The sequence below is a fragment of the Trichocoleus sp. FACHB-262 genome (genome assembly GCF_014696035.1).
Lineage (GTDB): Bacteria > Cyanobacteriota > Cyanobacteriia > FACHB-46 > FACHB-46 > Trichocoleus.
The window spans coordinates 511598-525908 of sequence record NZ_JACJPK010000086.1 but is presented as its reverse complement, the minus strand read 5'-3'; the positions used below and the strand labels follow the sequence as shown (position 1 = coordinate 525908).

Annotated in this window: 12 protein-coding genes; 8 read left to right on the top strand and 4 right to left on the bottom strand. The window is 50.6% G+C overall.

What is annotated here, in order from left to right:
• The 6 genes from crtB (at position 1) to glmU (ending at position 8411) form a co-directional block, all read left to right on the top strand.
• A complete protein-coding gene (crtB, locus tag H6F68_RS19965; RefSeq protein WP_190561632.1) occupies positions 1 to 900 on the top strand; it encodes a cyanoexosortase B in 900 nt (299 codons plus the stop codon).
• Positions 901 to 931: 31 nt separating this feature from the next.
• Complete coding sequence (locus H6F68_RS19960; protein WP_199300175.1) at positions 932 to 1774, top strand: cyanoexosortase B system-associated protein; 843 nt, start codon at positions 932 to 934, stop codon at positions 1772 to 1774.
• Between the two features lie 191 nt (positions 1775 to 1965).
• A complete protein-coding gene (locus tag H6F68_RS19955; protein ID WP_190554687.1) occupies positions 1966 to 3237 on the top strand; it encodes a polysaccharide biosynthesis/export family protein in 1272 nt (423 codons plus the stop codon).
• A gap of 107 nt (positions 3238 to 3344) precedes the next feature.
• The gene (locus H6F68_RS19950; RefSeq protein ID WP_190561630.1) at positions 3345 to 5540 is read left to right on the top strand and encodes a tyrosine-protein kinase domain-containing protein; all 2196 of its coding nucleotides are present in this window, start codon (positions 3345 to 3347) and stop codon (positions 5538 to 5540) included.
• A 418-nt stretch (positions 5541 to 5958) separates the two neighbouring features.
• Positions 5959 to 6993 (top strand): HD domain-containing phosphohydrolase, encoded by a 1035-nt coding sequence (locus H6F68_RS19945; protein WP_190433776.1) that lies wholly within the window; start codon positions 5959 to 5961, stop codon positions 6991 to 6993.
• Positions 6994 to 7043: 50 nt separating this feature from the next.
• Positions 7044 to 8411: a bifunctional UDP-N-acetylglucosamine diphosphorylase/glucosamine-1-phosphate N-acetyltransferase GlmU gene (gene glmU, locus H6F68_RS19940; protein WP_190561628.1), complete on the top strand. Its 1368-nt coding sequence runs from the start codon at positions 7044 to 7046 to the stop codon at positions 8409 to 8411.
• Between the two features lie 73 nt (positions 8412 to 8484).
• Here glmU and H6F68_RS19935 read toward each other — a convergent pair whose 3' ends face one another.
• On the bottom strand, positions 8485 to 9432 hold the full coding sequence (locus H6F68_RS19935; protein WP_190561626.1) for an isoaspartyl peptidase/L-asparaginase: 948 nt from the start codon (positions 9430 to 9432) through the stop codon (positions 8485 to 8487).
• Between the two features lie 90 nt (positions 9433 to 9522).
• Complete coding sequence (locus H6F68_RS19930; RefSeq protein WP_190433779.1) at positions 9523 to 9687, bottom strand: DUF2256 domain-containing protein; 165 nt, start codon at positions 9685 to 9687, stop codon at positions 9523 to 9525.
• Between the two features lie 133 nt (positions 9688 to 9820).
• On the opposite strand from H6F68_RS19930, the gene H6F68_RS19925 reads away from it, so the two are divergent.
• Both H6F68_RS19925 and H6F68_RS29095 read left to right on the top strand, forming a co-directional pair.
• Entirely contained in the window at positions 9821 to 10657 is an 837-nt protein-coding gene (locus H6F68_RS19925; RefSeq protein ID WP_190561624.1) for an RNA methyltransferase, read from the top strand.
• 254 nt (positions 10658 to 10911) lie between these two features.
• Positions 10912 to 12741 carry a serine hydrolase gene (locus tag H6F68_RS29095; protein ID WP_242065573.1) on the top strand — a complete coding sequence of 610 codons (1830 nt, stop codon included), beginning with the start codon at positions 10912 to 10914 and terminating at the stop codon, positions 12739 to 12741.
• Here the strand turns inward: H6F68_RS29095 and obgE are convergent.
• Both obgE and H6F68_RS19910 read right to left on the bottom strand, forming a co-directional pair.
• Positions 12728 to 13828, bottom strand: coding sequence for a GTPase ObgE (gene obgE, locus H6F68_RS19915; protein ID WP_190561622.1), 1101 nt, complete (start codon positions 13826 to 13828; stop codon positions 12728 to 12730). The two genes, H6F68_RS29095 and obgE, sit on opposite strands and share 14 nt — an antisense overlap.
• A 156-nt stretch (positions 13829 to 13984) precedes the next feature.
• Positions 13985 to 14245, bottom strand: a complete 261-nt coding sequence (locus tag H6F68_RS19910; RefSeq protein ID WP_190561620.1) for a hypothetical protein — start codon at positions 14243 to 14245, stop codon at positions 13985 to 13987.
• Positions 14246 to 14311 lie beyond the last annotated feature (66 nt).

Sequence of the window (14311 nt, the reverse complement as noted above, 5' to 3'; positions counted from 1 at the left end):
ATGCTAATCAGGCGTAAAGTTCCCATTGCGATCGAGCGCTATGTCCTCAATGGCGCAATTCTAGGTCTACTGGCGTTGCTCTACGCTCCCTTACTGTGGCATTGGGTAGATGGCTGGCTCAACAAAAGTATCAGCACTGAACATGAATACTTTAGTCACGGGCTGATTGGCTTACCCTTTGCTGCCTACATTGCCTGGAACCAACGAAACGAGTGGCGGCGCTTACCCGAAGCCAACCATCCGCTCGGAATTGCCTTCTTGAGTTTAGGAGCCGTTTTCTACCTCAGTGGTCTCTCAGATCTAGTCAATTTATCCTTACCTGCCATCTTGGTGGGGTTGTGCTTGTGGCTAAAAGGCATGCCAGGCTTGAAGCTGCAAGGTTTTCCATTGATCTTAGTCCTGCTTGCCACCCCCACTGAGTTACCTTACCTAATTGCGCCCTACACCTTACCTCTACAACACTTCATTGCCGCGATCGCCGGGTTTATTCTCAATCAGTTTGGGATGGACGTAACGGTTGAGCAGATTTATCTGTATGTGGGCGATCGCATTGTGGAAGTAGCCCCTTACTGCGCTGGCTTAAAGATGCTGTTTACCAGCCTCTATGTTGGCCTGATGCTAGTTTACTGGACAGGCACTTGGACATCACGAACCAAAACTAGCTTGTTTTTCCTTGGCACCGTGGTCATTAGTGTCAGCGCCAATATTTTGCGCAACACACTTTTGACCTTTTTTCATGGCACTGGACAGGAAAAAGCATTTGAGTGGTTGCATGCAGGCTGGGGCGGTGACTTGTATTCTGCCTGTATGCTAGGGCTGACTGTCCTGCTCTTGACCAAAATTGATCAGTTTTTCTCCAGCAACCCTGAAAGTGATGGTGCTGAGGGCGTGGCTGAGTAACACTGTATTCCTACCTTGAGTAATTGCAAAAGTGACTCATTCTCCTGCCATCATGCGGTTCTTACCTAAATCCTTCCAGCAGATGCAGTTACCCAAACTTGCTCTATTACTGCTGTTGTTATTGCTGCTAGGAATTGGAGCCGCCCCCAGCTACTTGACTGGTCACTGGCGGTGGGCTCATCCGCCCAAGGATGCAGCCTTCAAACAATTGCGGAATCTAGAAAAGACAGAATTAAACTTACCTGGCTGGAAGACCCTAAAGCGACAAACAATACCTATCGGTGGGCATGAATGGCTAGCCCAAGAGATTGAAGCTGAATCCCTAGTGCTATCACCGCCTCAATCACTTAATGGTGCAGCGAGCCGCTTATCTGCCCCTGAGCCTGCAAGAGCAGTATTGCTACTCACTGCTCCTAGGAGTGAAAAAAACCAACCGGAAGTCGAGTGGATGGACATCAATGGGTTTCAGCGTTGGACCACAGACTCTGCTCGTTTGTCTCGATTTACTGTAGACGTAGAAAATTCTGCTGCCGCCAAGTTGGGTTCAGATAGTAAGACCTCAGCAAAGTCTCCCATTCCCGTGAAAGCCCGATTTTTACGCGGCTGGAATCAACAACAAACCTTTGCGGTTTTGCAATGGTATGCTTGGCCCGCAGGTGGTAGTCCAGCCCCGAGTGATTGGTTTTGGGCTGATCGAGCTGCCCAACTGCGCAATGCTCGCCAACCTTGGGTCGCTGTCTGTCTACTGATTCCCATTGAACCTCTTGGTGAGATTGATACTGTTTGGCCTATGGCGGAATCACTCGCTCAAACGGTGCAAGCTGCCTTAATCAAAGGCCCCCTCACAGCTGAGCTGCGATCGTCAGGTAAGTAGTAATAAATACTCTAGGTATGGGAACCGAAAAAATCTCACTTCGTCGTCCTCTCCTAAACTAGGTCAAGTCTCCACTAGACGACCAGCGGACGACCAGCCAAACTCAAAGTTCAATTCTTGCTTTGCCCTAACGTTTTTAGTGACCTCGCTCCAATCGCAGTATAAAAACGCTCGCAACTCTTTCAAGCCCTATGTCCCAAGCCTGTTTTCGGATACGTCAGTTTCGTGCCTTCACCCTAACCGGTCTGTACTCCGTCGCAACTACGGCATCGTTTACAGCTCTCTTGTGGGCGGCCAATGCTAGGTTTTTGCCAGAAGCAGCAATTGGGCAGACCAATCAACCAGCCAGCGATCGCCAAACTTTACCTACGGTTGTCCCAACAGTTCCAGTTAACCCAGTTGTACAACCGCTGCCTAACTCGTTTCCCCCACCCCCACTATCCAACACTTTCCCAGCCACGCCACCCAACGCCAGAACCCAGTTCGACTTATATCGCTTAGGGCCTGGAGATGGAATTGCTGTAAACGTCAATCGCTTTCCAGATTTGAGTTTCACGGCCAACGTCAACCCCGAAGGTAATATCACCGCACCCTTGCTAGGTACGATTTCTGTCAGGGGTCTCACTTTAGAAGAAGTTCAGGAACGGCTACGGGTTGGCTTTAATCGGTATGTGATCGATCCAATGGTGATCGTCACCTTAGGAAATCAACGCCCGGTGCAAGTAACCATCCTAGGAGAAGTTACCAAGCCAGGTTTCTACCCAGTAGCTGGAGCCCAGCCCCGAATCTCGAACGCCCTACTCGCTGCGGGGGGAGCTACGAATCGAGCCGATTTAAGGGAAGTGCAAGTGCGTCGGACCTTGATTGACGGCACAGTTATTGAACAAAGAGTTGACTTGTTTACTCCCATCGCCAATGGCGGACAACTGCCAGATCTGCGTCTAGAAGACGGAGATGCGATCGTGATCCCTAGACTGGATGTGGGTGAGGACAAGGATTACGACCGTAGCTTGGTCGCTCGTTCTACCCTTGCCAAACAACAAATTACGGTGCGAGTTCTAAGTTATGCCGGTAATGGCATCGGCAACATTAACCTACCCAATGGCAGTACCTTTTTAGATGCTTTAACTGCCATTAGCCCTAATTTGCAGAACGCCAGACTCAAGAAAATTGCTTTGATCCGCTTCGATCAAGAGCAAGGGAAGGCGATCGCCAAAGAATTAAATGGCAAGAAAGCCTTGATGGGTGATGTTTCGCAAAATGTTCCACTTCAAGATAATGATGTCATTATTGTGGGTCGTAATTTGGTCGCTCGAATTACCTACGCTCTCAATACATTTACTCAACCGTTCCGCGATGTCTTAGGATTTCTATTGTTCTTTAGTGAAATCTCCGATAGTGCCAGCGACCTTTTTGGCCCAGGTTCTAACGATGATGACAATAATGACGATGATGATGATTAGGTAACAAAGCGTAGCAAAAGCTGCAATTCACCGGAAATGCTAAGTTACCTTAGAAGCTAACCTGCTGTTTCAGCGCCCCCTTCCCATCTACGCGTTTTCCTGCTGCTATGACTCCCCCCTTTGTTAAACGTTATCTCATTGCTCTGGATCGACATAAATGGGCTGGACTTGCGGGTTTTGCCCTGATTATGGGTGCCTCTGTATTGGTGGCAGCCCAACCAGAAGAACCACCGACTTACGTGGCCCAAGGAACGCTAGCGAACAATCGCCCGCCTGTGACCTTTTCTGAAACAGGTACTCAGATCCAAGCTGAGGGACAAGTCCTGAGTCCAGAAATCTTACTAGCAGATAACGTGGTTGAGGCCGCTGCTAAGCAGGTTGATGCTGAGCCAGACGAGGTGCGACGCAATGCAACAGTAGAAGAACCCAAGAAGGAGAAGGGCAAAAACGATAATGCAGGTGCTGGTTCGTTCATCATCACCTATCGTGACGGAAACGATCCTAAGCGGGCTGCTGAAACGGCGAAGGTGCTGATGGATGGCATGGTGGAGCAGAGCCGCCTCATTAATACAGCACGCTTACGGGCGATCATTCAGGAACTGAATCAGCGTCTACCCCAAGCAACTAAAGACCTTAGAACCGCGGAACAGCAGCTAGAGCAGTACGACCGGAGAGAAGGTCCTGCCCTAGTAGCGGCTCAGAATGGCAATGTGATTACAGCGATTCAAAATGCCGAGGAGCAGCAACGGCAACTCCGCTTGGCAATGGAAGGAACGATGGCTCAAATGCGGAGCCTACAACAAAGATTAGGGTTGAATCCTGAGCAGGCCTATGCTTCTTCTGCCCTCAGTGCCGATCCAATCATTGCCAATTTGCGATCGCAGCTTTATCAAAACGAATCCCAAATAGCGCTGCTCAGTCAGTCATTGCGGCCCGAACACCCAACGATGATCGAGTTGCGAAATCAGCAACAAGCCTATGAAACATTGTTGCAACAACGCGCTGGTGAAGTTGTAGGTGGCAACCAAGTTGCAGCGCCCTTGGTTGGTGGCAACCAAATTCGCAGAGATAGTAGCTTGGACCCAGCTAGGCAGCAGCTAGCTAACCAACTTACTAATTTGCAAACTCAGCTAGATACGATGCGGCAGCAGATGGCGTCGGCAGCTCGCACCGAGCAAGAAATGCGCCGTGAATATGCGGTTCTACCAAACAAACAGTTAGAGCGCACTCGCCTAGAACAACAAACAATTCTGAAGCGCACCTTTTACGACCGAATGCAGGCTGCTTTGGTAGATGCCAAGGCCGCCGAAGCAGAAACGGCTAGTAGCTTGACGATCGCGAAAGCCCCAGAGGTATCCCAGGATGCCAAACCTGCTAAAAATGCTCCGTTGACACTCGGCATTGGGGCGCTAGTCGGGCTGCTCGTGGGTGGTGGATTAATCTTGCTGCTAGATTCCCTGGAAGGCAAGTTCTACACCCTTGAAGACGTGCGCGAAGCCTTGCGTCAGCGAGAAATTGCGATTTTGGGTGTCTTGCCGCTACTACCAAACCTTGATCCTTATAGCGACGACATTCCCGTTGTGGTCGATCCTGGGTCTCCTTATGGGGACTTTTATGAGCGGCTGCGAAGTAATCTACGTCGTGCCGAAGGTAAGACGCTAAAGGTCATTTTAGTGACGAGTGTGGTAGGTCAAGAAGGCAAGACTTTGAGCGCCTACAACTTAGCGATCGCCTCCGCTAGAGCTGGCAGACGAACTCTACTAGTAGAAGCAGATTTGCGATCGCCTTCCCAAGCTAAGTCTCTCAAAGTCGCTCCTGACCCAGACAGCGCGATCGAGCCACTACGCTACTACGGACAATTCGGCGACTGCATCCGCTTGGTCCCCGATGTCGAAAACCTCTATATCGTTCCTAGCCCTGGCCCTCAGCGTCAAGCCGCCGCCATTTTGGAGTCAAGCGAAATTCGTCGCCTCCTAGAGGATGTGCGGGGTCGCTTCGATATGGTGATTCTCGACACCCCCTCACTCAGCCTCTGCAATGATGCCCTCCTTCTAGAACCCTATAGCGATGGCATGCTACTAGTGACTCGGCCAGGTTATACCGAAGATAGCCTGCTAGCTGAAGCTACTGACCAGTTAGCGGAGTCAGATTTCCGGCTACTGGGAGCCATCATCAATGGTGTAGACATCCCCGTACAGTCGGTTGCACCCTTACTCGATGAGGAATTGACTGCTCATGCACTTGGTGAGGACATGGCTGAAGACCTAGGAGAAGTAGCCACTAGTACCAGAGACTACCGCTAGTCCTTGCTAACTTTCAAGAATTCAGAGCTTTTTTGAAACCTCTGTAGCTTTTGGGACTTCTCACCCTGCTACAGAGGTAAGCTATTAATTGAAATATTTGAAGCAAAATCAGTAAGAACTTTGACCTTAGAGTTGTTGGTTATCGGCAAGAACTTTACTGCACTGCTCAATTCACTAAACTCGTTAAATCTTAATTTAATCTCCGTAAAAAGCCCGATTTCCGGATCGGGACAATTGCACATACTGATAAGCATGGCACTCCACCCGATCAATTTATAAACTCTTCACAAGCGGATAGATATCTAATTTTGGTAGGGTTCAGCACAGAAATTGAATCCCAGATATTAAGCTGACCCCTAAATGCTCACCCGCTTAGCTTGACTGGGTTTATCTACCCCCCTTTAACATGAGGTTTCCAGTGAACGGTCTTGACCTAGAACGACCTAAAATTCTGGTCGTAGATGACCACCCAGCAAGTCGGATGACTGCTGTGGCCCTGCTCTCAGTGGAAGGATATGACGTTTTAGAAGCAGACAGTGGCCCAGCAGCTTTGACTTGTGTCACTGAGGGCAATCCTGACTTGATTCTCTTGGATGTAATGATGCCAGGAATGGATGGCTTTGAAGTCTGTCGTCGCTTAAAACAAGATGAGCAAACCCGACTCACCCCAGTTATTTTTATTACCGCCCTAAACGATCGACGAGCTCGTCTAAAAGGGATTGAGGCAGGGGGGGATGATTTTCTCACAAAGCCATTTGACCAATTAGAACTATCGGCTCGTGTGAAATCTTTGGTGGGTCAGAAGCGCCTGAACGAAGACTTAGACCACGCAGAGCAAGTCCTTTTTTCCATTGCTCGCACTGTAGAGAGCCGCGACCCTAATACTGGCGACCACTGCGAACGGCTAGTGATGAGGGTTAAAGCCTTTGGAGAATACCTAAATCTATCTCGGAGTGAGGTGCGAGACCTGATGTGGGGCGGGTACCTGCACGACATCGGAAAAGTTGGAATTCCAGATGCCGTCTTGCTCAAAACAGCGGGCTTTACCTCCGAAGAATGGGAAGTGATGAAGCAGCATGTGCTGATTGGAGAACGAATCTGTCAGCCCCTGAGAACGATGCGGGGTGTGTTGCCAATTATCCGTAATCACCATGAGCGCTGGAACGGCTCAGGCTACCCAGATGGGCTGGTGGGTGACGACATTCCCTTGCTGGTGCAGGTCTTTCAATTGATTGATATCTACGATGCCCTGACTCACGAGCGACCTTACAAGCGAGCTTATACCCCAGAAGAAGCTCTCGCTATTTTGCTGGAGGAGAGAGACAGAGGCTGGCGGAATCCCAAGTTAGTGCAGCAGTTTCAGGATTTTATCCATCAAAGTGAGATTAAGCCGTTGCTCTCAGTGCCTCGGACTGAAGTGGTTGCTCACCCTGTAGAATCACCTGTGAGTTAATCGTGTAGAACCGCGGTATACTCCGGTGGAACAGATGGAATCTGAAGGGAATGGTAGCGGTAGCAATTTTAGCAGCTGGACGTGGAACACGCATGAAGTCGAACCTACCCAAGGTTTTGCATGGTCTGGGTGGGCGATCGCTGGTGGAACGGGTTCTGAATAGTTTGTCTGATATTGAGCCATCTCGACGAATCATCATCGTCGGCTATCAAGGGCATCTTGTCCAGGAAGCTTTAGCATCTTTTAGCGATGTCGAGTTTGTGGAACAGGCAGAGCAAAAGGGCACAGGGCATGCAATTCAGCAGCTGTTGCCTCATCTAGCAGGGTTCCAAGATGACTTGCTGGTGCTGAATGGAGATGTGCCACTTCTGCGGCCAGAAACATTGCAACAGTTGTTAAAAACACATCAGCAGCACCAAAATGCTGCCACAATTTTGACGGCTCAACTGCCCAATCCTAAAGGATATGGGCGGGTTTTCTGCGATAGCCAAAACATTGTGAAGCAAATTGTAGAAGACCGAGACTGTAGTCCTGCCCAGAAGCAAAATCATCGCATCAATGCGGGAGTCTACTGCTTCCGGTGGCCTGACCTAGAGCGGGTACTGCCCCAGCTCAAAGCAAACAATGACCAACAAGAGTACTACCTGACAGACACCGTAAGCTTCCTAGAGCCAGTCATGTCGGTAGATGTAGAAGATTATCAAGAAATTTTGGGCATCAATGATCGTAAGCAGTTGGCGGGCGCTTATGAGATTTTGCAGGCCAGGGTAAAAGACGATTGGATGGCTGCCGGAGTCACATTGGTAGATCCAGACAGCATCACCATCGATGAAACCGTACAGATTGAACCGGATGTGGTGATTGAACCCCAAACGCACTTACGCGGCAAAACTATCGTTCGCGCAGGCGCTCGTATTGGCCCTGGTAGCTTGATTGAGAACAGCGAGATTGCTGAGAATGTAACAGCGCTCTACTCAGTCGTGACGGACAGCACCGTGAAATCTGGGGCTCGGATTGGTCCTTATGCTCATCTCCGGGGCCATGTGGAAGTAGGCTCTGGCTGCCGTATTGGTAACTTTGTCGAGATCAAGAGCAGTACTGTGGGCGATCGCACCAACGTAGCTCACCTGTCTTACATCGGTAACGCGACGCTAGGTGAACGAGTGAATATTGGTGCGGGAACGATTACCGCCAACTACGACGGAGTGAACAAGCATCCGACCGTAATTGGCGATCGCACCAAGACAGGCTCCAATAGCGTACTAGTAGCTCCCGTCACCTTGGGGGCAGATGTCACTGTGGCAGCAGGTTCCGTCGTGACCAAAGATGTCTCCGATGACTCCTTGGTGATTGCCCGTGCCCGTCAAGTGACGAGAGCAGGTTGGCGGATGAAACCGCAGGCTGAAAGTGAAGAGTAAGGAGTGAGGGGTGAGGAGTCTGAAGTCTTGACTTCCTTCATCTTTCCTCCTACTCCTTAGTCTTCGCCTCTCTTCACGTCGTACCTACCACCATTCCAGACGCTAATTCTAAGGTGTCGCCGATGCGATCGCCGTTGTGGTAAGCAGCCAAGAGAACATCACTAGTTTTGCCCCAGGCGATCGCACCATTGGCATCAATTCCAATGGCACCCAAGTCGCGCTGATTTTGTTGAGACTCAGTAAAGGAGCGCTCAAAGGCAGCTTGTAGCGGTAAGCCATCGGTAACCCGCACTACGATCCGCGCGGCGAGGCACTCATCAATAATGTCTTCCCCAATGCCTGTACAGCTAATGGCTGCATGCGTTGTAGCGTAGTTGCCCGCAGGCATGGCAGAATCGCTGACTCGGCCCACCCGCTCAAAGCCTTTGCCTCCAGTTGAGGTGCCAGCTACTAGATGACCTTGGTTGTCGAGCGCGACTACTCCAATCGTGCCGCGCCCCGCATTGCTATCGGCAACGAGTTCTTCTGCGACGACACCTGCCATTGTTTTGGAAAAGTTGCCTTGCCGCTCCTGAATCCACTCTTGTAGCCGTAGCTCCGTTAAAGGCTCATGAGGAGGAATTTGCAGTTCACGTAGTAACTCAGCGGCTCCATAATCAGATAGCACGCGATCGGCAGCATTTTGCAAGGTTTCAGCCAGATTGATCGGATTTTTTACCCGAGAAACGTTAATCACACCACTAAAGCGTTGAGTTGCGCCATCCATGAGCGCCGCACTCATGCGAATTTGGCCGTCGGATTGCAGCACCGAGCCAGTGCCAGCATTAAAACGGGGATGGTTTTCTAGAAGCTGACAACCCCGAACCACAGCAGTTTGGGCGCTGGCTCCTTGGTTGAGGAGGGCATAAACTTCTTCCACGATGCCGTAAAGAATTTGTCGTAATGCGTCTGCTCCCCCTTTGCCTTTTAAGGAGCTACCCGCCCCTCCATGAATAATTAGCTTTGGCTGCACCCGTGACATAACTAGCACCTTTAGTAAATTAGATAAGACTCAACTGCCTGAAACTGGCGAAGCTGGCGCGATCGCTAGCCCAGCCAACAACTCCCCGATCTATAAATCTAGCGACTGAGCTTGACTACGACGACGGCGACACCGCTCTGAACAGTATTTAACTTCATCCCAGCAGCCTTCCCATTTCTTTCTCCAGGTAAAGGGACGTTGGCAAACCGGACAAATTTTAGTCGGTAAATCGGATTTAGAGCGAGCACGTCCCATAGTCAAAGCATCTAGAAATCAAACGGTGAGCCGTAGGGTACGGTTGTAGATTAGGCTGTTTTAGGAAATAACCTACAACTCCAGGCTTAGTCTACTAAAACCTTGGCTGCTTACCCTCTATTCCTGGTTTTACATGTCTGAAAGTGCCTTAACCAAAGTTCGAATTGTCTTGGTGGAACCCGCAGGGCCGCTCAACATAGGTGCGATCGCCCGTGTGATGAAAAATATGGGTCTGCAACAGTTGGTGTTAGTTCATCCGCATTGCGATCCCCTAGGGCCAGAAGCACGCCAGATGGCCGTTCATGCAGTAGATCTTCTCACCACAGCTCATGTAGTCCCGAATTTGCCGACTGCTCTCCAAGGATGCCAGCGGGCGATCGCAACCACAGCCCGGAGTCGCACCTTAGAAACTGAGTTGGAGCATCCCCGAACCGCTCTCCCTTGGCTATTACCCGGAGCTAGGGCACGTGAGGAAACAGAGCTGGAAAACAGCTTAGACGCAACACCAACGGATACTTGGCAATCAGCCTTAATTTTTGGGCCAGAGGATCGCGGGCTGAGTAACGAGGAACTGAACTATGCACAGCGCTTCATTCGCATTCCCTCCAGCCCAACTTATCCTTCGCTGAACTTAGCTCAAGCAGTAGCAGTTTGCTGTTATGAGCTGTATCAATCTATTCAGATCAGCGCAGAACTCAGTGGAATCCCGCCAATCGCCCCCAAACCAACCGCCCTAGCAACACCTGAATCCGCAAACACCCCAGTGATGGCTCCCCTAGAATCCTTAGAAGGGTATTACCAACAGTTAGAAACTTTGCTCTTGAAAATTGGTTATCTTTACCCGCATACTGCAACCAGTCGCATGGAGAAGTTTAGGCGATTATTTAATCGAGCTGAGCTTTCGGCTGCTGAAGTAGCGATGTTGCGGGGTATTCTCAGTCAAATGGAATGGGCGCTTCAGCAAAGTTAGAAGTACGAAGAGGTATGAGCCGAAGGCTCTCCTGGAGTCCTCTCAACATAGGCACAACCTAGACAAGAGGGGGCGATCGCGAGTCATGATGTGCAGTTACAGCCGAACAAGGTTAAAATTCATCCAAATTTGTGCAATTAACCGCAAATACGATTAACCTAACGGCAGCGTTGCTCAACGCCCGCAATGAGAAATGAGGGGATTGGTGTGGCTAGAGGTTTACAGTTTAATGTGTTGTGTCGGGAGGCTCGCTAATGACAGATCAAGGTAGCACTATGAGCCGTCGGCACCGTCGTCGCCAAATGTTGCAGGCATCGCAGCAGCAAGAAGTTGCGAAAAGACCGCCTAGCCAACCCGAAAATTTGCTTTCCACTCAGGGCACCATGCCCAAGGCTCCCACGCAATCGCAGCAGCGGGCTAGCCATCGAGCGGGGTCTCAGTCACACTTACGGCTCAACTTAAAGCAACTGTTGTCAGGCCAACCAGAGCGCCGTTTACTGCCCCCCGCTAGGACAAACGGGCAACTGGTCGTATCGCCATCAAGAAGTAGCGCGATCGCACCTACAACCCGCCGTTCAGCCAGAGAAAGCGGTTTACGCACGTCTAACAATGCTCAGCGTTTCCCCGGACCGCGAGATACCAAATCAATCGACGATAGTCTTTGGCGCGATCGCTTACTGCCACTTACCCCTAAAGCAGCCACCCGAGAAGCAGCCAGAGGAATAGGCGCAAAAAATTCCCCACTCTCGGAGCGACAAACTCAAGTTAGCAGCCCCATTCCAGGCAATTCATCGGGTTCCAGAACTCGATCGGGCAAGCGGACTCGACAACGCAGTCCTAAAGTGCACCGCCCTCAACCTACAGCTCAGTCAATTGCTGAGTTGAAGCGTAAAGCCACTCAGCGATCGCAGCTTCGGCGGTCAGTATCTCCTTTGCTGTATGGCACTCGCCTGTTGATTTTGGGCTTAGGCATTGGGGTAATTGCTGGCACTTTGCTGTCTACCTTGGACCCCAGCCGCTTTATGGCTGGAGCTTCTCAAACGGCTATCAACGCTAAGAGCCAGACTGAACAACAGGCAAAAGTGGGTAACTCAGCTAAACTTCCGATGCCGTTGAAGTTAAGCCAAGAAGCTGCCCCCCTGAAAACCGAGATTCAAGGGTTAACCAGACAAACCTCTGGTTTAACCCCAGGCGTGTTTCTGATCGATCTGGATACGACGACCTATGTAGACCTGAATGGAACTGCCGTCTTTCCAGCAGCTAGCACAATCAAAGTTCCAGTCTTAGTAGCCTTCTTTCAAGATGTGGATGCTGGCAAAATTCGCCTAGACGAGCTTCTGACGATGAAGCCTGAGTTGATTGGCTCTGGGTCAGGCGATATGCAGTATCAACCTCCAGGGACAAAATTTAGTGCCCTAGACACCGCATCCCGAATGATCACGATTAGCGACAATACAGCAACCAACATGCTAATTGCTCGCTTGGGTGGGGTTGCGGCTCTCAACCGACGCTTTCAATCTTGGGGCCTCACAGCGACGGTAATTAACAACCCCCTACCTGACTTACAAGGCACCAATACCACCAGCCCTAGGGATTTAGCCACCTTGATGGCCTGGGTGAATCAAGGGGATTTGGTGTCGATGCGATCGCGCGATCGCATGCTTGACATTATGCGGCGCACCGTAACCGATACCTTGCTGCCCCGCGGTCTAGGAGAAGGTGCCACCATTGCCCATAAAACTGGAGATATTGGTTCGCTGATTGGAGATGTCGGTTTAATTGACATGCCCAACGGTAAGCGATACGTCATTACCGCTTTAGTCAAACGTCCCTTCAACGACGGGCAAGCTTCAGAGTTAATTCGCCAAATTTCCCGCGTCACCTACAACAATCTCAGCCAATCGGGGGGAGCTGCGAACACTCTGCCGGGGTCCACTATGGCTCCGGGTCCAGGAGTAGGTATGCCCAACCCAGCAGGAGATATGCCACTGGGCAATCCCGCCAATGTCCCAGGTCAAGGCCGTCCCATGGCTCCTGCTGTCCCCAGCACTTTTAACCAACCACCAGGGTTTAATCAGCAATAAGACTTTCCGAGAGACTTTGGGAAAGATCTTCAGCCAGATCCGGGGGGAGATCCTCTGAAAGGCTTGCTGCTTCCTCCGCCGCCATTTGGTCTAGAGTCTGCCAAATCTCTTGCAGCAAAGGCTCTAGACCGATGCGCGCTACGGCTGAAATCAGAAAAACAGGGACTTGACTCAGTTCTCTTAAGTGGGCTGCGACAGCCTCCAAGGTTTGTGCAGCTTCCTCCTGATTCTGGATGGCATCCATCTTATTGAGGGCAATAATCTGCGGGCGATCGCTGAGCCCCCGACCGTAAGCTTGCAACTCATCTTGAATGACGTGATAAGTCGCGATCGGATCTTCAGAAGTTGCGTCAAGGAGGTGGAGTAAAAGTCGAGTCCGCTCGATGTGGCGCAGGAAGTCGTGACCCAAACCTGTACCCAGGTGAGCTCCTTCAATTAAGCCAGGAATATCGGCAAATACTGTGCCGTCTCCCGTTGGTTTACGCACCACGCCTAAGTTGGGCACCAAGGTCGTAAAGGGATAGTCGGCAATTTTGGGTCGGGCAGCAGATAAAACCGAAATCAAAGTAGACTTGCCCGCATTGGGTAAGCCAATAATTCCTACTTCCGCCAACAGTTTTAACTCCAGTCGCAGCAAGCGGGACTCGCCAGGTAAGCCAGGCAAGGCTCTTTCAGGAGCGCGGTTATGGTTGCTGAGGAAGTGCTTATTACCCAGCCCGCCTTTGCCACCTTGAGCAATGCAGAAGGTTTGCCCAGGTGTAATCAAGTCGCCCACTATTTCATCCGTTACGGCATCATAAATCATTGTGCCGCAAGGAACTTCAATGATTCTGTCATCCCCTGATGCCCCTGTACGGTTGTTGGGGCCACCTCGCTCGCCATCTTCCGCTTTAAAGATGTGTGCGTATCTAAAATCAAGCAGGGTTTGCAAATTCTGATCTGCCTTCAAGATCACGGAGCCACCTCTGCCACCGTTGCCACCAGAAGGCCCCCCTGCAGGTACATACTTTTCACGCCGGAAGGCAACTAAGCCATCACCGCCGTTACCCGCTTGAACTTGAATTTCTGCTTGATCAATGAATTGCATGGGGATGAAAACTGAAGCGTTTATCTATCCATCATAGGTAACTACTTCTCCCTTGAGTTGACTTAATTTCAGCTCGAATTGTCTGTACCATGACTGTTTCTCCTGAGCGTAACAATCTCAGCGGTGATGAGCGATCGCCTCTTTAAGCTAAGTCGGTTAGCCATGTTCGTTAACTTGTTGTTGCAGCCACTCATCTACAGGTTGACCGTCTCGTCGCTTTAGCTCAATTTCGATGACTAAAACTTCCTGGGAACCTGGAGGGGCAGGCTTTTGATGAAACAAAACCTCGTAGGCAGCAGGATCTTCGTTGCGCTCCCGTAGCCAATCTTGCACCTTCATGGTGGCAAAAAGCGATTGACCCTGCTCAAACATGCGCGTAATTTGCATTTGCAGGGTGTAGGGGTTGTACCGAGGCATCGCTGACTCCGATCGCTGAACAGTACCCAGATTTTAGCTTGGAGAGCGATTGGCAGTTATGGATTA

Excerpts from the sequence above, each read along its gene's own strand:
- crtB (WP_190561632.1), top strand. The coding sequence starts at position 1 with ATGCTAATCAGGCGTAAAGTTCCCATTGCGATCGAGCGCTATGTCCTC.
- H6F68_RS19955 (WP_190554687.1), top strand. The coding sequence starts at position 1,966 with ATGTCCCAAGCCTGTTTTCGGATACGTCAGTTTCGTGCCTTCACCCTA.
- H6F68_RS19950 (WP_190561630.1), top strand. The coding sequence starts at position 3,345 with ATGACTCCCCCCTTTGTTAAACGTTATCTCATTGCTCTGGATCGACAT.
- glmU (WP_190561628.1), top strand. The coding sequence starts at position 7,044 with ATGGTAGCGGTAGCAATTTTAGCAGCTGGACGTGGAACACGCATGAAG.
- H6F68_RS19935 (WP_190561626.1), bottom strand. The coding sequence starts at position 9,432 with ATGTCACGGGTGCAGCCAAAGCTAATTATTCATGGAGGGGCGGGTAGC.
- H6F68_RS19930 (WP_190433779.1), bottom strand. The coding sequence starts at position 9,687 with ATGGGACGTGCTCGCTCTAAATCCGATTTACCGACTAAAATTTGTCCG.
- H6F68_RS19925 (WP_190561624.1), top strand. The coding sequence starts at position 9,821 with ATGTCTGAAAGTGCCTTAACCAAAGTTCGAATTGTCTTGGTGGAACCC.
- H6F68_RS29095 (WP_242065573.1), top strand. The coding sequence starts at position 10,912 with ATGACAGATCAAGGTAGCACTATGAGCCGTCGGCACCGTCGTCGCCAA.
- obgE (WP_190561622.1), bottom strand. The coding sequence starts at position 13,828 with ATGCAATTCATTGATCAAGCAGAAATTCAAGTTCAAGCGGGTAACGGC.
- H6F68_RS19910 (WP_190561620.1), bottom strand. The coding sequence starts at position 14,245 with ATGCCTCGGTACAACCCCTACACCCTGCAAATGCAAATTACGCGCATG.